General features: G+C 70.7%; 17 protein-coding genes. 12 read left to right on the top strand and 5 right to left on the bottom strand.

Annotated elements, in window-relative coordinates:
- Positions 1–37 precede the first annotated feature (37 nt).
- The 3 genes from RIC31_RS21180 (at position 38) to RIC31_RS21190 (ending at position 2,396) form a co-directional block, all read left to right on the top strand.
- Complete coding sequence (locus RIC31_RS21180) at positions 38–805, top strand: DMT family transporter (protein ID WP_350112451.1); 768 nt, start codon at positions 38–40, stop codon at positions 803–805.
- 1 nt (position 806) lies between these two features.
- A complete protein-coding gene (locus RIC31_RS21185; protein ID WP_350112454.1) occupies positions 807–1,457 on the top strand; it encodes a helix-turn-helix domain-containing protein in 651 nt (216 codons plus the stop codon).
- Positions 1,458–1,565: 108 nt separating this feature from the next.
- A complete protein-coding gene (locus RIC31_RS21190; protein WP_350112456.1) occupies positions 1,566–2,396 on the top strand; it encodes a hypothetical protein in 831 nt (276 codons plus the stop codon).
- A 36-nt stretch (positions 2,397–2,432) separates the two neighbouring features.
- Here the strand turns inward: RIC31_RS21190 and RIC31_RS21195 are convergent, their stop codons facing one another.
- Together RIC31_RS21195 and RIC31_RS21200 are read right to left on the bottom strand one after the other, a co-directional pair.
- The gene (locus RIC31_RS21195; protein ID WP_350112459.1) at positions 2,433–3,863 is read right to left on the bottom strand and encodes an ABC transporter substrate-binding protein; all 1,431 of its coding nucleotides are present in this window, start codon (positions 3,861–3,863) and stop codon (positions 2,433–2,435) included.
- On the bottom strand, positions 3,860–5,029 hold the full coding sequence (locus tag RIC31_RS21200) for an iron-containing alcohol dehydrogenase (RefSeq protein ID WP_350112462.1): 1,170 nt from the start codon (positions 5,027–5,029) through the stop codon (positions 3,860–3,862). Before RIC31_RS21200 ends, RIC31_RS21195 begins: the two co-directional genes overlap by 4 nt.
- Before the next feature lie 151 nt (positions 5,030–5,180).
- Between RIC31_RS21200 and RIC31_RS21205 the strand changes: the two genes are divergently transcribed.
- The 3 genes from RIC31_RS21205 to RIC31_RS21215 all read left to right on the top strand — a co-directional run bounded on the left by RIC31_RS21205 (position 5,181) and on the right by RIC31_RS21215 (position 9,729).
- Positions 5,181–7,013 (top strand): monovalent cation:proton antiporter-2 (CPA2) family protein, encoded by a 1,833-nt coding sequence (locus tag RIC31_RS21205; RefSeq protein ID WP_350112464.1) that lies wholly within the window; start codon positions 5,181–5,183, stop codon positions 7,011–7,013.
- A gap of 102 nt (positions 7,014–7,115) precedes the next feature.
- The gene (locus RIC31_RS21210) at positions 7,116–8,654 is read left to right on the top strand and encodes a putative bifunctional diguanylate cyclase/phosphodiesterase (protein ID WP_350112467.1); all 1,539 of its coding nucleotides are present in this window, start codon (positions 7,116–7,118) and stop codon (positions 8,652–8,654) included.
- Positions 8,655–8,745: 91 nt separating this feature from the next.
- A complete protein-coding gene (locus tag RIC31_RS21215; RefSeq protein ID WP_350112470.1) occupies positions 8,746–9,729 on the top strand; it encodes a DMT family transporter in 984 nt (327 codons plus the stop codon).
- Here the strand turns inward: RIC31_RS21215 and RIC31_RS21220 are convergent.
- Positions 9,708–10,859, bottom strand: a complete 1,152-nt coding sequence (locus RIC31_RS21220; RefSeq protein WP_350112473.1) for an alpha-D-ribose 1-methylphosphonate 5-triphosphate diphosphatase — start codon at positions 10,857–10,859, stop codon at positions 9,708–9,710. The genes RIC31_RS21215 and RIC31_RS21220 overlap by 22 nt on opposite strands.
- Before the next feature lie 119 nt (positions 10,860–10,978).
- Between RIC31_RS21220 and RIC31_RS21225 the strand changes: the two genes are divergently transcribed.
- Positions 10,979–11,719, top strand: coding sequence for a DUF1045 domain-containing protein (locus RIC31_RS21225; RefSeq protein ID WP_350112475.1), 741 nt, complete (start codon positions 10,979–10,981; stop codon positions 11,717–11,719).
- A gap of 15 nt (positions 11,720–11,734) precedes the next feature.
- Here RIC31_RS21225 and RIC31_RS21230 read toward each other — a convergent pair whose 3' ends face one another.
- Positions 11,735–12,769, bottom strand: coding sequence for a GlxA family transcriptional regulator (locus RIC31_RS21230; protein ID WP_350112477.1), 1,035 nt, complete (start codon positions 12,767–12,769; stop codon positions 11,735–11,737).
- 176 nt (positions 12,770–12,945) lie between these two features.
- The gene (gene hutI, locus RIC31_RS21235) at positions 12,946–14,169 is read right to left on the bottom strand and encodes an imidazolonepropionase (RefSeq protein ID WP_350112479.1); all 1,224 of its coding nucleotides are present in this window, start codon (positions 14,167–14,169) and stop codon (positions 12,946–12,948) included.
- A 98-nt stretch (positions 14,170–14,267) separates the two neighbouring features.
- On the opposite strand from hutI, the gene RIC31_RS21240 reads away from it, so the two are divergent.
- The 5 genes from RIC31_RS21240 (at position 14,268) to RIC31_RS21260 (ending at position 18,214) form a co-directional block, all read left to right on the top strand.
- Positions 14,268–15,587 carry a formimidoylglutamate deiminase gene (locus RIC31_RS21240; RefSeq protein ID WP_350112481.1) on the top strand — a complete coding sequence of 440 codons (1,320 nt, stop codon included), beginning with the start codon at positions 14,268–14,270 and terminating at the stop codon, positions 15,585–15,587.
- Between the two features lie 105 nt (positions 15,588–15,692).
- Positions 15,693–16,055 (top strand): ArsR/SmtB family transcription factor, encoded by a 363-nt coding sequence (locus tag RIC31_RS21245; protein ID WP_350112483.1) that lies wholly within the window; start codon positions 15,693–15,695, stop codon positions 16,053–16,055.
- A gap of 30 nt (positions 16,056–16,085) precedes the next feature.
- Positions 16,086–16,421, top strand: coding sequence for a rhodanese-like domain-containing protein (locus tag RIC31_RS21250; protein WP_350112485.1), 336 nt, complete (start codon positions 16,086–16,088; stop codon positions 16,419–16,421).
- Between the two features lie 108 nt (positions 16,422–16,529).
- Complete coding sequence (locus tag RIC31_RS21255) at positions 16,530–17,453, top strand: sulfite exporter TauE/SafE family protein (RefSeq protein WP_350112487.1); 924 nt, start codon at positions 16,530–16,532, stop codon at positions 17,451–17,453.
- The gene (locus RIC31_RS21260) at positions 17,450–18,214 is read left to right on the top strand and encodes a TIGR02186 family protein (RefSeq protein WP_350112489.1); all 765 of its coding nucleotides are present in this window, start codon (positions 17,450–17,452) and stop codon (positions 18,212–18,214) included. Before RIC31_RS21255 ends, RIC31_RS21260 begins: the two co-directional genes overlap by 4 nt.
- The last annotated feature ends 29 nt before the right edge of the window (positions 18,215–18,243 follow it).

Genomic DNA, 18,243 nt, shown 5'->3' on the forward strand with positions numbered 1-18,243 from the left:
CGCCATCAATGCGATTGTACATGCCCTGGGAAGCGCCGTGCCGGCCTTCCAGATCGCGTTCCTGCAGCAGCTGGTGGTGGTGGCGCTGATCGCGCCGGGCATCCTGGCCAAGGGCATCGGCGTCATGAAGAGCCCGGCCCCGGCGATGCATATCGGGCGCTGCCTGGCGACCGGGATCGCGATCTACACCGGGTTCCTCGCCATGGCCAATCTGCCGGTGTCGGAGACCACGGCCCTGCTGTTCTCGCGCATGCTGTTCACGGCGGCGCTCGCCGCCCTGTTCCTGCGCGAGGTGGTCGGGCTGACCTCGTGGCTGCGGATCGGCATCGCCACCCTGGGCGTGGTGCTGGTGCTGTCGCCCGATACCGCGACCGGCAATCTCTATGTGCTCGCCGCCCTGGTCTCGGCCCTGTCGATCTCGGTCACCATGCTGCTGATCCGCGCGATGAAGACGGAATCCGCCGAGGCGATCGTCGGCTGGCAGGCGATCGGCCTGGTCTTCCTGTTCGGCGGCCCGGCGCTGTACGGCTGGGTCCCGCTGGACTGGCCGGCCGTCGCGGGCTGCGCCGCGGTCGGCGTGCTGCTCTGGCTGGCCCAGCACCTCAACGTGCTCGCCTACCGGTTCGCACCGGCCGCCGCGATTCAACCGGCGGACGCCAGCCGACTAGTTGTCGCCTTGGCGATCGATAGTCTGCTATTCGGTGTGTTGCCCACGGCCGTTGTGATGGGCGGTGCGATCCTCATCCTCGCAGCCGCGACATATGGCAGGGTCGCGTGGGGCCGGAGACGCACGGAGAACGCCTGACATGACGCGCGAGCTGAGCGGACGCGACCTCCAGGAAGCCGCTCGCAAGCTGGGGCTGAGTCAGCGGGACATCTCCAAGGCCACCGGCCTGTCGGTCCGCACGATCAACCGCGTGTTCAACAGCACCGGCCCGGCCGACGCCCGGCAGTCTACCCTCGACGTCATCGCCAAGGTGGTCGGCCTCGGCGCCGCCCCCAGCCTGCATTCCCCCGATCCGCTGCTGGTCATCGACCTGCCGCCGGAGAAACTGCTGCGGGCCCGCATGGCGCTGCCCGACCTTTACGCGATGCTGGAAGTCGCCTCGGTCACCCGCCGCAAGTCCGACGTCCTCGAGCAGATGGCGAAGATCAACGCCAAGCGGACGACCTCGGTGTCGCTGCGCGACAACGACCTGTTCTTCGACTGGATCGGCGACGGCATCCGCTGGGCCGGCAACCACGTGAGGGGAACGCGGGTGCTGTCCCTGGCCGACCCGGCGGTCGCCCGGGCGGCGGCCGAGCGCTACTGGAAGGCGCTGATCACCAACGACCCGGTGTTCCAGTATGTCCGGACGCCGCTCGGACTGGAGTTCGTGGCGCTGACGATACCGACCGATACCGGGTCGGAGCCCGGGCTCGTCACCATCACGTCGCTCGGCCGACCGCAGTTCTGACCGGCACACTACGAAAAATGCGCCAATTGGCATTTTTGTGGTTCGCTAACGTCGCCATTGTGATTATCTAGTTCGCGCAGTGAGTGTGTTTGGGCGAACGGAGCGAACGTGTCAGCAACCATGATCGAGTCGATCTGGGTAGACGGGGCGGGCTGTACCGTCCCGGCCAACGACACCGAGGGGCTGCGTTCGCAGGACGACCGGATCGACGCGGTCGACCGCCGCGGCTGGATCCACCTGCGGTCCGAGCCGGAAGCGATCGAACTCTGGGTCAACCCGCTGTGCGCCGAGCACCGGACCGTCTGCGCGGCGGTCGAGATCCTGCGCGGCACCACCGGCGACCGGCCGCTGGTCGTCCGGGTTCATGACCGCGGTTCGCGCGGCTCGCTGATCGCCGAGTCGGTCGACCAGCTTCCCGAGCTCATCCGGGAATCGGTCGGCCTGACCTCGCGGCCGGTCTACCCGCTGAGCCAGGACCGGCTGTCCGGGTGCCTGCCGACGGAGATAAACGACCCGCATGTCCAGGACATGTGGCGGTTCCTGGTCGCCAACCAGTTCGCGGCATCGGTATCCCTGGTCGACCGGGTGCTCGCCACCGAGGGCCGTGCCAAGCTCGTCTCGATCTGTGCCCGCCGCGACACCGTCCGATACATCGCCCACGACCGGCGGACGGCGGAACTCTGGAAGCATCCCGCCGGCTTTGCCGGACGCGCTCTCGAGGACATCCCGATCCCGGCCCCGCTGAAGCGCTCGGTCCGTGCCGACCTGACAGCCATGCTGCGGGAGCGCCAGGTCGTGGTGTCCTTCGTGCGCGGCCTGCGCCGGGTGATGAAGGAGGACGCGCCGATGGACAGCTACTTCCGGGTCAGCATCCCGCTGCGTCGGCAGCCGGGCACGGCCGAGCGGTCCGCCCTGGTGCTGCTCTCGCCCTACGCCTGACCTCGCGGCGGCCAACGCGCCGCCGCCCGTCCCCGCTCAGAGAGCCGGCAAGGCCCGCAGGTCGAGAACCCCGTCCCCCCGCATGCGCCATCCCGGTTGCCGCCCTGCCAGGGCGACGTGCCGCGAGTGGTTGTAGAGATACAGCCACGGCGGGTCGACCTGCAGCAGCCGGTAGCATTGCCGGTAGATCGCCTTGCGGCCGGCGTCCTCCACGGTCGCCCGGGCCCGGTCCAGGAGCGCTTCGACTTCCCGGTTGCAGTAGCCCTGCCACCAGGATCCTCCAACCCGCGAGTCGATCTTCTCGTAGAGCACCCGGAAGCTGCTCATCGGGCTGGAGTCGAACACGCAGAGGTCGCCGATCTCCTTGCGGCGGACCCGATTGGCATAGGCGACCCGGTCCTCGACCAACTCCACTCTGAAGGACACGCCGAGCGGTTCGAGCTGGGCGGCCACAGCGGCGGTCAGCGCCTCGGCCTCGTCCGGCAGGCTGGTCGGGCAGGTGACGTCGAGCGTCAGGCCGTCGCTCCAGCCCGCCTCGTCCAGCAGTCGCCGGGCGGTGTCGCGATCGGTCCCGTCGGTGTCGGCGACCGCCGGCGCCCCGAAATGCATCGGGCTGAGGAAGCCGTCGAGCGCCCGGCCGGCGCCGCCCAGAACCCCCGACACCAGCGCCTGGCGGTCGAGCGCCAGGTTCAGCGCCCGCCGCACGCGGGGATCCTGCAGCGGTCCGCGGGCGGCGTTGAACAGAAAGATGATGGCCGTCGGCGATAGGTGGCCGACCAGCGTCACGCCGGCCTGCCTCGCCAGCCGCGCCGCGGCCTCCCGGTCGAGCCCGCTGGCGACCTGGGCGCTGCCGTCCGCAACCGCTGCCGAACGCGCGCCGGGCGCCGCCACGCCTTGGAGGTGCAGCACCGGGTTCGGCATCCCCCGGCCTTCGCCGGCCCGCAGCGTCATCCGGCCGTCGGGCGCGCGGGCCTCGACCCGGTAGGCGCCGCACCCTACCGGCTCGCCCTCGCCGGCCTGCGGCGACAGCACGTATCCGGATCCGAGGATGTCCAGCAGATCGGCCGTCGGCCGCTCCAGGTCGATCCGCACGGTCGATCCGGAAACAACGGTCGCCTTCGCCCCGGCCAGGTACTGCGCCCAGACCGCCGGCGCCCCGAGCGTGGCCCCCATGTCCGGCCGGGCCATGCGGGTGACCGACCATGCGACCGCCTCGGCATCGGCCGGGGCCCCGTCGTGGCACCGGATGCCGGGGCGCAGGTCGAAGGTCCAACTGCGGGCGTCGTCGGAGACCGACCAGCTCTCGGCCAGCGCCGGCCACCAGCGGCCGTCCGGCCCGCGCCGCACCAGCGCCTCGTGCACCGCCTCGAGCAGGGCGAGCTTGTCCGGGTCGTCGGTGCAGTCGTGCGGGTCGACGAGGTCGACACCAGCCTGGACGATCAACGGGCCGGCGGCCTCGGCGCTCAACGGTTGGCGCCCCAGACCTGCTTGTACAGTTCGACGATCGTGGTCTCGTCGGGAATCTTCGGGTTGTTGGCGTGCGAACCCGAGGCAACGCACTGCCGCGCCATGGTCTCCATCAGCCCGAACCACTTCGACTCGTCGATGCCGTAGGCCGGCGGGCTGGGCACCTCGAGGTCCTGGTTGATCTGGAACAGCCAGTCCAGCAGCTTGCCGGCGGCGACCTCGTCGCTGTCGCCTCGCCCGGCCGCCCCGATCAGCCGTCCGGCCTCGGCGTAGCGGTCGAGGGCGGCGTCCAGCGACCAGCGGGTGACGGTCGGCAGAAGCATGGCGTTGGACAGGCCGTGCGGCACGTGGAAATGCGCGCCGATCGGCCGGCTCATGCCATGCACCAGCGCCACCGAGGCGTTCGAGAACGCCATGCCGGCCTGGGTCGCGCCCAGCATCATCTGCTCGCGGGCCTCGCGGTTGGCCGGCTCGAAGCAGGCGGTGCGCAGATGCGCGCCGATCCGCTGCATGGCGGCGGTCGCCATGGAATCCGAATACGGGTTGCGCTTCTGGCTGACGAACGCCTCCAGCGCGTGGGTGAAGCTGTCGATGCCGGTGTCGGCGGTCAGCCGGAACGGCTTCTTCATGGTCAGCTCGTAGTCGACGATCGCCGCCTCCGCCTGGCCGCCCAGGCACATCACCAGCATCTTCTCGTCGGTCTCGACGTCGGTGATCACGGTACCGCGGGTCACCTCCGAGCCGGTGCCGGCGGTGGTCGGAATGCAGACCAGCGGCACCGCCGCGGTGTCGACCCCGTTCGGGACCTTGTAGTCGCGCATCCGCCCGCCATGCGCCGCCAGGATGTTCATGGCCTTTGCGGTGTCCATCGGCGAGCCGCCGCCGAAGCCGATCAGCCCGTCGTATCCGCCCTCCTTGAAGGCCGCCACGCCGGCCTCGACCACGGTGGTCGTCGGGTCCGGCACGGTCTCGGAGAACACCCCATGGGCGATGCCCGCCGCCTCCAGCGGGGCGGTCAGCGCGGCGATCAGGCCGGACGAGACCATGAACGGATCGGAGACGATCAGCGGCCGGGACACGCCCAGCTTGCCGAGCACCTCGGGGGCACGGCCGATCGCGCCGCCGCCGATCAGCATGATCCGGGGGCCGAAGATCGTGGCGGACATGGCGCATTCTCCCTGCGGTACTGTGGTCTTGCTTGGCCCGACGATACGCGGCGGCGGGAAACCGGGGCAAGGGCGGTGGCGACGGCAACCGCCCCCGGGACCGAAGGACGGCGACGAAACACGACCCGCGGCATGCTAAGCTGTTGCCGCCATGTCCCTAGTCCAAGACACCGTCCTGTTCCTCGCCGCTGCCGTGGTCGCCGTGCCGGTGATGAAACGGCTCGGTTTCGGGGCCCTGCTCGGCTATCTCGCCGCCGGGGTGGCAATCGGCCCATGGCTGTTCGGCCTCGTGTCGGACGTCGATTCGATCCTGCATTTCGCCGAGTTCGGCGTCGTCCTCCTGCTGTTCCTGATCGGGCTCGAGCTGCATCCGTCGCGGCTTTGGGCCCTGCGCCGGCCGATCCTCGGGCTCGGCTCCAGCCAGGTGCTGTTGAGCGCGGCGATCATCGCCCTGGCGGCCTGGCTGATCGGCCAGCGCGTCCAGACAGCGGTGGTGATCGGGCTGGTGCTGGCGCTGTCCTCGACCGCGTTCGCGCTGCAAACCCTGGCCGAGCGCAAGGAGCTACGGACCCAGCAGGGCCGGGCCGCCTTCTCGATCCTGCTGTTCCAGGACCTGGCGGTGATCCCGCTGCTGGCGGTGCTGCCCTGGATCGCAACCGCCTCGATCGAGAAGGTGACCGACGGTGCCGCCGGGATGAGCGACACCCAATGGCTGGCCATCTTCTTCTCGGTGTTCGCCGTGGCGGTCGCGGTGATCGGCGGACGCTATGTGCTGCGGCCTTTCCTCAAGCTGGTGGCCGCCGCCGACGTGCCGGAGCTGTTCACCGCGGCGGCCCTGCTGGTGGTGCTCGGCATGGCGCTGCTGATGGAGGAGATCGGGCTGTCGATGGCGCTCGGCGCGTTCCTGGCCGGGGTGCTGCTGGCGGATACCCAGTACCGGCACCAGCTCGAGGGCGACATCGAGCCGTTCAAGGGGCTGCTGCTCGGCCTGTTCTTCATCGCCGTCGGCATGTCGATGGATCTCGGCCTGCTGCTGGCCTCGCCGCTCGCGGTGTTCGGGGTGGCGATCGCGCTGATGGCGGCCAAGCTGGTCGTGCTGCTCGTGCTTGGGCTCGTCGCCGGCATGCGCTGGGAGGCGGCGCTGGCGCTCGGCGCGGTGCTGCCGCAGGGCGGCGAATTCGCCTTCGTGCTGTTCGGGCAGGCCACCAGCGTCGGCGCCGTCGACCGTCAGACCGCCGACTTCCTGATCCTGGCGGTCGCCGTCTCGATGGCGTTGACGCCGCTGTCGGTCGGCCTGGCGGACCGGGTACGCCGGACGTTCGCCCAGCGCGCCGAGGCGGAGGCGCCGCTGCCCGAGGTCGACGAGCACGACCCGCGGGTGGTGATCGCCGGCTTCGGGCGGTTCGGCCAGATCGTCGGCCGGCTGCTCAACATCCGCCGGATCAAGTTCGTGGCGCTCGACTCCGACAACGCCCGGATCGAAGTGGCGCGGCGGTTCGGCAACCTCGCCTATTTCGGCGACGCCAACCGGCTGCAGGTGCTGGAGGCCGCGGGAACCGGCAAGGCCGAGATCTTCGTCGTGGCCGTCGACGATCCGGACCGGGCGATCGAGATCGCCCGCATGGTGCGGATGCATTTCCCGGGCATCCGGGTCTACGCCCGGGCCATCGACCGGTTCCACGCCTACAGGTTGATGGAGGTCGGCGTCGACGCGGTGATCCGCGAGATGTTCGGCTCGAGCATCGACATGGCCAAGGCGGTGTTCGTCGGGCTCGGCGAGTCCAACCGCCGGGCCAACGAGCTCACCCGGACCTTCAAGGAATACGACGAGCAACTTCTGCGGGAGCAGTACCGGATGCAGGGCGACGAGTCCGAACTGATCCGCTCGTCGCGGGAGGCCGCCGTCCATCTGGCCGGGCTTTTCGAGCATGACCGCGAGCTCTCCGATGACGACGAGAGCCGCGGGCGGGAAGCCGCCGAATAGTCGAAAAACCACTTTCGGCGGTGTTTCGTTAACCAAATTCGTTCACACTATGGAAAGACATTTCGCACAGAGTTCGGCGACGCGAGGGAGAAGCACGCGCGCATGACCGACCCAACGATCCAAGCGGTACTCGATATCGCCTTGCGGGCGGCGCCTTGGATGGTGCTGGGCTGCGCGATCGGTCTGATCATCGCGCGCATCGGTCGCCGCGAGGGCCGGCGGCCGCCGGCCGCCGGCGTGGCGGCCGACACCGCGGACGTCACCCGCATCACCGACGGCTCCGGCCGGGAGACCCTGCACCGCCGGCTCGACACCGCGCTCGCCGGCGAGCGCGGGTTCGATGGCGCCCCGGCGCTCATCGTCCTGAACTTCGACAACTTCCGCTTCGTCAACGACGGCTTCGGCCATGCCGCCGGCGACGCCCTGCTCGCCGAGGCCGCGCATCGGATCCGCGGCGCTCTGCGCCACACCGACACACCGGCACGGATCGGCGGGGACGAGTTCCTGGTGCTGCTGGAGAACACCGGCGGCGCCGGCCCCGCGCTCGCCGTTGCCGAGCGGCTGCGCAGCGCGGTCTCGCGGCCCTATGAGATCGCCGGCCAGCGCTTTCAGCTGTCGGTCAGCATCGGAATCGCCCTGGCGCCGCGCCACGGCCGCACAGCCGAGGACCTGACCCGCAGCGCCACCGCCGCCATGTCGGCGATCAAGCGCCGCGGCGGCGACGGCGTCGAGCTTCCCACCATGATCGCGATGACCGATGCGTCGGAGCGGCTCCGCCTGGAGGCCGAACTGCGGGTGGCGCTGGAGCGCGGCGAGTTCGAGCTGCACTACCAGCCGAAGTTCTCGCTAGCCGACGGCCAGCCGCGCCTGATCGGCGCCGAGGCGCTGCTGCGCTGGAGCCATCCCAAGCGCGGCATGATCCCGCCGGCTTCCTTCATAGCGGTCGCCGAGGAGACCGGCCTGATCGTGCCGATCGGCGACTGGGTGCTGCGCGAGGCACTGGCGGCGGTGCGGCGCTGGGGCGCCGAGGCCGATGCGTCGCACCGCACGCCGTCGGTCGCGGTGAACCTGTCGTTCAAGCAGTTCGACCGCCCGGATTTCTTCGAGTTCGTCCGCGACACCCTGCGCGACGCCAAGGTCGACACGAGCCTGCTGGAGCTCGAGCTGACCGAGAGCATCGTCATGCGCAACGCCGAAACCACAGTCGAGGTGCTGCGCCGTCTGCGCGCGCTCGGCGTCCGGCTGTCGATCGACGACTTCGGTACCGGCTACTCGTCGCTCAGCCTGCTCAAGCGCCTGCCGGTACAGTGCCTGAAGATCGACCGTTCGTTCATGCGCGACGTCCCGGTCAGCGACGAGGACAGCGCGATCGTGACCGCCATCCTCGGCCTCGCCCACACCCTGGGCCTGGAGGTCGTGGCGGAGGGCGTGGAGACCGAGGCCCAACTGGCCTATCTGCGCGCCCGGAACTGCAACTCCGTGCAGGGCTTCCTGCTCGCCCGGCCGATGCCCGAGGCGGCCTTCCGGCTGCTCCTCAAGCAGGCCGCCCGGCGTCCCACCTCGCGCGGCAGCGATGCCGAGGACGGGCTGGCGACCGGGCTGTTCCCGATGCCGCTGCCGGTGCCGGCGACCTCCGACTGACCCGATCGCCTCTGTCGCCGGCGCGGACCCGCTTGGCCGCGCGCGCCCGGCGCGCTAGATAGCGGGTCGCTTCCTTCGGGATTCCCGTTCCATGTCCCTGTCCAGCCCGGCCGTGCGCGCCGTCCTGATCGGCAACGCGGCGCTCGCCGTCACGGTGCTCTGCTGGGGCTCCATGGTCCCGCTGATGCACGAGCTGCTGCGCCGGCACGACGCGCTGGAGATCGCGGTGCTGCGCTACGCCGTCGCCGCACCGCTGCTGCTGGCGATCCTGGTGTCGCCGATCGGCGGCCGCCCGCCCGCGGCCGGCACCATCGCCGGCGCCCTGCCGCGGCTGCTGGCCCTCGGCGTCCTCGGCGTCATCGTGTTCGCCACCGCCTACACCTTCGGGATCTACTATGCCGGCCCGGTGCAGGCCTCGATCGTCGGCAGCGCCGCGCCGGTGATCGCGGTGGCGCTCGGCTGGCTGCTCAACCGCGACGTCCCGGACCGCACCCTGCTGCTGGGCATCGCCGTCGCGGTGCCCGGAACCGCCCTGGCGCTGAGCGCCGGCAACGCCAATGCGCTGGCGGCCGAGAGCCCCTGGATCCTGGCGCTCGGGGTCGCCCTGGTGCTGCTGGCCAACGTCGCATGGTCGCTGTACTCGGCCCTGGCCCGGCGCTGGATGGACGGCTGGCCGCCGGTCGCCCTGACCGCGGCGACCATCGCCGCCGGCGGCATCCTGTTCTCACTGGGCTACGTGGCCGCCGGCCTCGCCGGGCTGGTGCGGTTCCCGCCGCCCGCCCCGACCCTCCCGGACGCCGGCCTGCTGGTGTTCGTCGCGGTGTTCGGCATCTGCCTCGGCGTGGTGTGCTGGAACCTCGGCGTCGCCCGCCTCGGGCTGTCGCTCGCCTCGCTGTACCTGAACGTCACGCCGATCGTCGCCATCGGCCTGTCGGCCGTGCTCGGCGCCGACGTCACCGCCGCCCACCTCGCCGGCACCGCGCTGGTGATCCTCGGGATCGGCGGCGCCCAGGTCCAACGCCTGCGCGACGCCCGCGCCGCCGACCGCGCCGCTCAGACCGCGGCCGAGCGGTAGGCGGCGCGGCCCTCGACCAGGGTCGCCGCCACCCGCACCGGCCCGGTGCCGGAATCCCGCACCACCGCCAGGTCGGCACGCGCGCCCTCGGCGATCGCGCCGCGGTCGTCCAGGCCGGCCGCCCGGGCCGGGTTGGCCGAGACCAGCGCCCAGGCCTCCGGGAACTCGGCGTCGCCGTCGCGCGCCAGCCGGAACGGTGCCTGCACCAGCGCCGGGTAGTAGTAGTCGGACACCAGGATCGTGCAGCGCCCCTCGCGCACCTCGCGGGCCGCCAGGATGCCGGCACTGCCCAGATGGCTGCCGCCGCGCACCACGTTCGGGGCGCCGCAGATCACCGGGTCGCCGAGCGACACCGCGGTCTCGGCGGTCGCGGTGTTCATCGGGAACTCGGCGATCCGGCAGCCGACGGCGTGATAGCGCCGCCGCATCTCCGGCGTCATGTCGTCGTGGCTGGCCAGCGCCACACCGTGCGCCACCGCCGCCGCCGCCAGCCGGTCGACAGAAGCCGGCACCTGCGGCCGGCCCTCGGCCACCCGGTGCAGCATCGCGATGAACTGGTCGTGGCTGAGGCCGGTCCGGGCGGTCTCGGTAGCGGTCGACCTGCCCTGGTTCAGGATGCGGTCGAGAATCATGTCGGAGTGGTCGTTGAACGCCAGCAGGTCGACGCTGCCCTCGGCCAGCCAGCCCAGAACCTCGTCCTCGGCCGCCAGGTTGTGGGTCTCGTGCCGCAGGTGGAACCGGGTGTCGCAGGCCAGCCGCGGCCTCATCGCCTCGATCGCCGACTTCAGCGCCACGGTGGACTCCCGGCCGCGCAGCCCCGGCTCCCAGGAGTAGGTCACGCCGTGATAGGCGGTGCTGATGCCGTTGGCGACCAGCTGGGCGTCGGTGTCCAGCAGCGCCAGGTCGGTCGGGAAGTGCACGCCGGGGCGCGGCATCATCTGGCGCTCGAAGGCGTCGCCGTGCAGGTCGATGACGCCCGGCAGCAGCCAGGCGTCGCCGGCGTCCCACTCCTCGCCGCGGCTGGCGGCGCCGATACCGGCGATCCGGCCGTCCTCGACGGTGACGGTGGTGTCCACGACCTGGCCGTCGGCCAGCAGCACGCGCCGGCTCGCGATGGTGCGGGTGGTCACCGGGCTTCTCCTCGTTCGGGGTGCATGGCATAACCCCGGCCGGGGTCGAGAGAGACCTGATTACCGCCACTCACGACCCGGCGCCAGACCCGCGATCGTGGTTTAACAGGAGTGTCACGGTGCCCGAGTTCCCCGCGTTTCCCGAGAACCAGGCCGACCCGGCGCCGACATGGCCGCGCTACGCGATCTACTTCGCCCCGGAGCCGGGCTCGCCGCTCGCCGAGTTCGGTGCCGACTGGCTGGGCCGCGACTGCGCGAGCGGTGCCGAACGGACGCTGCCGGCAGTGCCCGGCGTGACGCCGGAGCGCCTCGCCGCAATCACCGAGAGCGCCCGCAACTACGGGTTCCACGCCACCCTGAAGCCGCCGTTCCATCTCAAGCATGGGCGCTCGCCGGCGGCGCTCGAGGAGGCCGCCGCGGCGTTCGCCGCGACCCGTGCGCCGATCCCGGTGCAGCTCGGCCTGCGCTCGCTCGGCGGGTTCCTGGCGCTGATGATGACGCCGCCGGACCACCGGATCTCGGCACTGGCCGCCGACGTCGTGCAGGACCTCGACGGTTTCCGCGCCCTGCCCGGCGACGCCGAGCTGGCGCGCCGGCGCGAGGCCGGGCTGTCGGCCCAGCAGGAGGCGCTGCTGCAGCGCTGGGGCTACCCCTATGTGATGGGCGAGTTCCGGTTCCACATGACGCTGTCGTCGCGGCTGCCGGACGGCCCCGAGCGCGAGGCGATCGTCACGGCCCTGGAGCCGCGGGTCGCGCCGGTGACCGCCGGCCCGACGTCTATCGACGCCATCGCGCTGTTCGTGCAGGAGCGCAGGGGCGGCCCGTTCACGCTGGCCAGGCGATTCCCGTTCGGGGGATGACGCCGGGGAATTGCGTCAGAGCTGGCCGACGATCCGGGCCGGCAGGTCCGCCACGCTGGCCGCCGAACCGGACCCGTTCCCGGTGACCCCGCCGATCGCCCGCTCTGCGCGCGGGGTGCGCCCGAAGCATTCGCGGTAGCATTTCGAGAAGTGGCTGGCCGACACGAAGCCGCAGGCCAGCGCCACCGACAGGATCGACATCGAGGTCTGGACCAGCAGCTGACGCGCCCGCTGTAGCCGGAGCGTCAGGTAGTAGCGGGTCGGCGTGGCGCCCAGATACTTGCGGAACAGCCGCTCGAGCTGGCGGGTCGACAGCCCGGCGCGGTCCGCCAGGTCGGTCTGGGTCAGCGGCTCCTCGAGATTGGTCTCCATCTCGCTGATAACCGAGATCAGCTTCGGATGGCTGACCCCGAGCCGGGCCCGCAGTTCCATGCGCTGGTGGTCGTGCGGTTCGCGGATGCGGTCGTGGATGAACTGCTCCGACACCTGGTTGGCGAGCGCCTGGCCGTGCTGCCGGCCGATCAGGTGCAGCATCATGTCGAGCGCCGCGGTGCCGCCGGAACAGGTGAACCGGTCGCGGTCGATCTCGTACAGGTCGGACGACACCTCGATCTCGGGGAAGTCCTCGGTGAAGCCGCCGAGATTCTCCCAGTGGATCGTGCAGCGCCGGCCGTCGAGCAGGCCGGCCCGGGCCAGCAGGTGGCTGCCGGTGCACAGCGCCCCCATGGTCGCGCCCTGGCGGGCGACCCGCCGCAGGAAGCCGAGGATGCGCTCGTCCTCGTAGCGCTGCACGTCGATGCCGGTGACCACCACCAGGATCTTCTCGCGGTCGACCTCGGACATCCCCTTGTGCGGGACCACCTCGATGCCGTTGCTGGCCGCCACCGGCTTTCCGTCGGGGCTGATGATCTGCCATTCGTACAACGGCCGGCCGGCCATGCGGTTGGCCGACCGCAACGGCTCGACGGCCGAGGTGAAGGCCATCATCGAGAAGTTCCGGATCAGCAGGAACCCTATTCGGGTCGGTACCGCGTTCGGGTCGTCGAACATGGAATGGGCGTGCTCCGGAACCGCCTTTATTTCATTGTGTTCACGTCGGACGCCAGGCAACCAAACGTCGGCACAAGACTACTGCGAACAGCAGGCGCTACGCATTCGGAAAATATCGAAAAAGTGACAACATCCCGACCGCCGCCGAGGCGCTCGCCGGGCCGGTTGCGCGCCGCCTATCCGGCCAGGGTCGGTACCCCGTTGCGGATCACCGTGGTGCAGGGATTGAAGCCGATCCGATAGGCCAGCTCGGCCGGCTCCTCGATGGCCCAATGCACGAAGTCGGCGACCTTCCCGACCTCCAGGCTGCCTCGGTCGTTCTGCAATCCCAATGCCCTGGCCGCGTTCAGTGTGGTTCCTGCCAGCGCCTCCGCGGGGGTCAGGCCGAACAGCACGCAGGCCATGTTCATGGTCACCAGCAGTGACGTCACCGGCGACGAGCCGGGGTTGCTGTCGGTGGCCACCGCGATCGGGACACCCGCCTTGCGCAACCGGGCAACCGGGGGCCGACGGGTCTCCTGCAGCGTGAAGAAGGCGCCGGGCAGAAGGACCGCGACGGTTCCCGACTCGGCCATCGCCTCGATGCCGTCGGGACCGAGATACTCCAGGTGGTCGGCCGACAGGGCGCCGGCCGCGGCCGCCAGCGCCGCGCCTCCAAGGTCGCTCAGCTGCTCGGCGTGCAGTTTCACCGGCAGCTTGAAAAGCGCCGCCGCCTCGAACACCCGGGCCACCTGCGCCGGCGAGAACGCGATTCCCTCGCAGAACGCGTCGACCTGATCGACCAGCCCCTGCTCGACCGCCCCCGGCAGCACCTCGTCGCAGACGAAGTCGACATAGCCGTCGGCGTCGTTCATCCACTCCGGCGGCACCGCGTGCGCGCCGAGGAAGGTGGTGGTCACCGCCACCGGCAGCCGGGCCTCGATCGCCCGCGCCACCCGCAGCATCTTCAGCTCGGTATCCAGGTCCAGGCCGTAGCCCGACTTGATCTCGATCGCGGTGACGCCCTCGGCGAGCAGCGGCCGGAGCCGCCGCGTCGCGGCGGCGAGAAGTTCCTCCTCCGACGCCCTGCGGGTCGCGTTGACCGTCGACAGGATGCCGCCGCCGGCGCGGGCGATATCGGCATAGCTGGCGCCCATCAGGCGGCGCTCGAACTCGCCGGCCCGTTGGCCGCCATGCACGATGTGGGTGTGGCAGTCGATCAGCGCCGGAGTGATCCAGCCGCCGTCGGCCTGGTGCACGATCGACGCCAGGCCCTCGATCGGTCCGGTCAGGTCGGCGCGCGCCCCGACCCAGGCGATGCGCCCGTTCTTGACCGCGATGGCCCCGTCCTCGATCCTGCCATACGGCGTCGATCCCGCCATGGTGGCGAGCCCGACATCGACCCAGAGAGAATCCCACATGCCGCACCCCACCTCTGCGGCACGCCGTCCGGCCGACGGCCGTGCCCCCGCAGCGAGCCAACGGTAATCGGATGGCGCCCGCCATGCAAAACCCGGGAATGAAACGCTGGTTCGCACCCTGGGCGCTGACGCCCGACGGCTGGCTGCGCGACGTGCTGCTGGAAGCCGACGCCGACGGGACCCTGACGGGCGTCACGGCGGACGCCGCCGCCGGCGACGCCGAGCGGCTGGACGGCGCGGTGGTGCCGGGCGTGCCGAACCTGCACAGCCACGCATTCCAGTTCGCGCTGGCCGGTCGGGCCGAGCGCGCCGGCCCGGATCATGGCGCGCCCGGCGGCGACGACAGCTTCTGGACCTGGCGCGAGGCGATGTACGGCTTCCTCGCGGCCCTCGACCCGGACGGCATCGAGGCGATCGCCACCCGGCTGTACCGGGCGATGCTGGCGCGCGGCTACACCGCGGTCGGCGAGTTCCACTACGTCCACCATGCCCCGGGCGGGCAGCCCTATGCCGATCCGGCCGAGACCTCGCGCCGCCTGCTGCGGGCCGCCGAGACCGCCGGCATCGGCATCACCCTGCTGCCGGTCTACTACGAGGACGGCGGCTTCGGCGGAGCCCCGGCGGGCGAGCGGCAGCGCAGGTTCCTGCACGATCCGGACGGCTTCGCCCGCCTGCTGCAGGCGCTGGCGCCCGAGTTCGCCGGGCGCGCCGACCGCCGGCTCGGCATCGCGCCGCACTCGCTGCGGGCGGCCCGGCCGGACCGGCTGCAGGCGGCGGTCGCGGCGCTCGACGCGCTCGACCCGACCGCGCCGGTCCACATCCACGTGGCCGAGCAGCCGAAGGAGGTCGAGGACTGCCTGGCCTGGTGCGGGCGCCGCCCGGTCGAACTGCTGTTCGACACCGCGGCCGTGGACCGTCGCTGGTGCCTGGTGCACGCCACCCATCTGTCGGACGCCGAGCGCCGGGCGATCGCCGGTTCCGGCGCGGTGGCCGGGCTGTGTCCCACCACCGAGGCGAATCTCGGCGACGGGCTGTTCCCGGCCGGCGCCTATCTGGACGACGGCGGCGCCATCGGCATCGGCTCCGACAGCCATGTCTGCATCGACCCGGCCGAGGAGCTGCGCTGGCTCGAGAACGGCCAACGCCTGGTCACCGGGCGCCGCACCGTGCTGGCGGACGGTCCCGGGGCGTCGGTCGGCGTCGGGCTGCTGCAGCGGGTCTGCCGGGGCGGCGCCGCCGCGCTGGGGCGGGCGATCGGGGCGATCGAGGCCGGCCGGCGCGCCGACTTCGTGGTGCTGGCCGACGACGGCGGCGACGCACAGGACCCGTCCGTGCTGGTCGACCGCTGGATCTTCGCCCCGGCCGGCGTCCGAGTCGCGGCTACCGTGGTCGGCGGCCGGACCCGTGGCCCGGCCTGATCGAGCCGCGGGACCTCGATATTTCGTATGGTGGATGCATCGCCATTGCATCTTTCGCATGCGTTGTCCTACGAATTGCGATGAAATGAACGGACAGCGTGTCAAATGAGACCGGTCGGCAAGTTGAACGCGAGCGATCTGCAGAAGCGGGCGGGCGATGCGGCGGCGCTCCTGAAGATCATGGCGAACGACAAGCGTCTGCTGGTGCTTTGCGAGTTGGCCGATGCCGGCGAGCGCACGGTCACCGAGCTGGAAGGGATAAGCGGCCTCAGCCAGTCCGCGCTGTCGCAGCACTTGGCGAGGATGCGGCATCATGGGATCGTCAAGACGCGGCGGTCGGCCCAGTCGATCTTCTACTCGCTCGCCTCGCACGAGGCGCGGGTGATCATCGAGGCGCTGTGCCGGTTGTACCTGCCGCAAGTCGACACCGTGCCGGGCGAGGCGGCCGAGAGTGCCGCGGCCAGTTGAGGCGACGCCCGGCGATGCAGATCGGGCCTGATGATGACCACCGAACCGACTACCGAATTCATCGATGCCGTCACGCTGGCCGACTGGCTGCGTGAAGGAAGGGTCGCGCTGTTCGACGTGCGTGAGGAGGACGAGTTCGCGCAGGCGCGCATCCCGGGCTCGAGGCTGGTTCCGCTGTCGCGCTTCGATCCGACGGCGATCGCCGCCGGGCCGGACGACCGCATCGTGCTGCACTGCCGCAGCGCCCGGCGCTGCGGGCTCGCCGCCGAGCAGCTGCGCGCCACCGGCGACCGGCGTCCGCTGTACCGGCTGGAAGGCGGGATCATCGCCTGGGTCCAGAGCGGACTTCCGGTGGAACCCGGCTAAGCCTTTACCAAACAAACACCTTCTATCCCGCCCGGGATCGGTGTACCACTAGGATCACGCCCCCTGGTCCGCCTCGGGGCGTGTTCCTGTTTCCGCCCCGGGCGATCGATGCACGTGTATCTCCCCATCGCCGAGATTTCGGTGAACGTCTTCCTCGTTCTGGGGATGGGCGGAATGATCGGGGTGTTGTCGGGGCTGTTCGGGGTCGGCGGCGGGTTCCTCATGACGCCGCTGCTGATCTTCATGGGTGTGCCGCCGGCGGTTTCGGTGGCGACCAGCGCCAACCAGATCGTCGCTTCGTCGGTGTCCGGGGTGATCGCGCACTGGCGGCGCGGCAACGTCGACTTCAAGATGGGCATGGTGCTGCTGGTCGGCGGCTTCTTCGGATCGTCGGCCGGCGTCGCGCTGTTCACGCTGCTGCGCCGGTTCGGCCAGATCGACCTGGTCATCAACCTCAGCTACGTGGTCTTCCTCGGCACCATCGGCCTGCTGATGCTGAACGAGAGCGTGCGCTCGATCTGGCGTTCGCGCAGGCCGACCGGCCGGCGTTCCAAGCTGCACCAGCACAACTGGCTGCACGGCCTGCCGCTGAAGATGCGGTTCCGCCGCTCGAAACTGTACATCAGCGCCCTGCTGCCGCTCGGCATCGGGTTCTTCGTCGGCATCCTGACCGCGCTGATGGGGGTGGGCGGCGGCTTCGTGATGGTGCCGGCGATGATCTACCTGCTCGGCATGCCGACCGGCGTGGTGGTCGGCACCTCGCTGTTCCAGATCATCTTCGTCACCGCCAACGTCACCTTCCTGCAGGCTCTCAACACCCAGACCGTGGACGTGATCCTCGCGATCACGCTGCTGGTCGGTGCGGTCATCGGCGCCCAGTTCGGGACCCAGCTCGGCGCCAAGCTGCGCGGCGAGCATCTGCGCAGCCTGCTGGCGCTGATGGTGCTCGGCGTGTGCGCCAAGATCGCGGTCGACCTGGTGGTCACCCCCGTCGACCTGTTCTCGGTGGACTTCCAGTTGGGGCACGGATGAGGCGCGCCCCGGCCAGCTTCCTGATCACGGCCGGCCTGGTGCTTGCGGCGTTCGTCGTCGCCCCCGCGGTTCGGGGCCAGCAGGACCTGGTGGCCGACCTGTCCGACCACGAGATCGCCATCACCACCGGCTTCACCGGCGCCGAGCTGCTGCTGTTCGGCGCGATCGAGGGGGAAGGCCAGATCGTGGTGGTGGTGACCGGGCCGCGGCAGGCCATGACGGTGCGCCGCAAGGACCGGCTCGCCGGAATCTGGATGAACACCGAGTCGATGACCTTCCAGAACGTCCCGTCGTTCTATGCGGTCGCCGCCACCGGCATGCTCGACGAGGTCGATCCCGACGTGCGGGTCCGCCAGGAGATGGGGCTCGACCATCTCAATCTGCGGCCGATGCTCCGCGACCGGGACACTCCGGTCGCGACGATCCGCGCCTTCCGCGAAGGCCTGGTGCGCAACCAGGTCCGCCACGGCCTGTATTCCGCCAGCGCCGGCCGCATCCTGGTGCTGTCCGACCGGCTGTTCCGGACCCGGGTGTCGTTCCCGGCCAACGTGGTGACCGGGATCTACACGGTCTCCGTCTACTACATCCGCAACGGCAGCCCGGTGCACGCCCAGACCACCCCGCTCAGGGTGTCGAAGATCGGCATCGGCGCCTATGTCTTCCGCTTCGCGCACACCAACTCCGCCGCCTACGGCGTGTTCGCGATTCTGGTGGCGGTACTGGCGGGCTGGCTCGCGGCGGTGATCTTCCGTAAAGTCTGACCTCGGGAGAGCAAGACCGCAAAGCGGCG

The organism is Thalassobaculum sp., assembly GCF_040219615.1.
Lineage (GTDB): Bacteria > Pseudomonadota > Alphaproteobacteria > Thalassobaculales > Thalassobaculaceae > Thalassobaculum_A.

Excerpts from the sequence above, each read along its gene's own strand:
- RIC31_RS21260 (WP_350112489.1), top strand. The coding sequence starts at position 17,450 with ATGAGGCGCGCCCCGGCCAGCTTCCTGATCACGGCCGGCCTGGTGCTT.
- RIC31_RS21240 (WP_350112481.1), top strand. The coding sequence starts at position 14,268 with ATGAAACGCTGGTTCGCACCCTGGGCGCTGACGCCCGACGGCTGGCTG.
- hutI (WP_350112479.1), bottom strand. The coding sequence starts at position 14,169 with ATGTGGGATTCTCTCTGGGTCGATGTCGGGCTCGCCACCATGGCGGGA.
- RIC31_RS21250 (WP_350112485.1), top strand. The coding sequence starts at position 16,086 with ATGATGACCACCGAACCGACTACCGAATTCATCGATGCCGTCACGCTG.
- RIC31_RS21215 (WP_350112470.1), top strand. The coding sequence starts at position 8,746 with ATGTCCCTGTCCAGCCCGGCCGTGCGCGCCGTCCTGATCGGCAACGCG.
- RIC31_RS21185 (WP_350112454.1), top strand. The coding sequence starts at position 807 with ATGACGCGCGAGCTGAGCGGACGCGACCTCCAGGAAGCCGCTCGCAAG.
- RIC31_RS21255 (WP_350112487.1), top strand. The coding sequence starts at position 16,530 with ATGCACGTGTATCTCCCCATCGCCGAGATTTCGGTGAACGTCTTCCTC.
- RIC31_RS21245 (WP_350112483.1), top strand. The coding sequence starts at position 15,693 with ATGAGACCGGTCGGCAAGTTGAACGCGAGCGATCTGCAGAAGCGGGCG.
- RIC31_RS21205 (WP_350112464.1), top strand. The coding sequence starts at position 5,181 with ATGTCCCTAGTCCAAGACACCGTCCTGTTCCTCGCCGCTGCCGTGGTC.
- RIC31_RS21210 (WP_350112467.1), top strand. The coding sequence starts at position 7,116 with ATGACCGACCCAACGATCCAAGCGGTACTCGATATCGCCTTGCGGGCG.
- RIC31_RS21200 (WP_350112462.1), bottom strand. The coding sequence starts at position 5,029 with ATGTCCGCCACGATCTTCGGCCCCCGGATCATGCTGATCGGCGGCGGC.
- RIC31_RS21230 (WP_350112477.1), bottom strand. The coding sequence starts at position 12,769 with ATGTTCGACGACCCGAACGCGGTACCGACCCGAATAGGGTTCCTGCTG.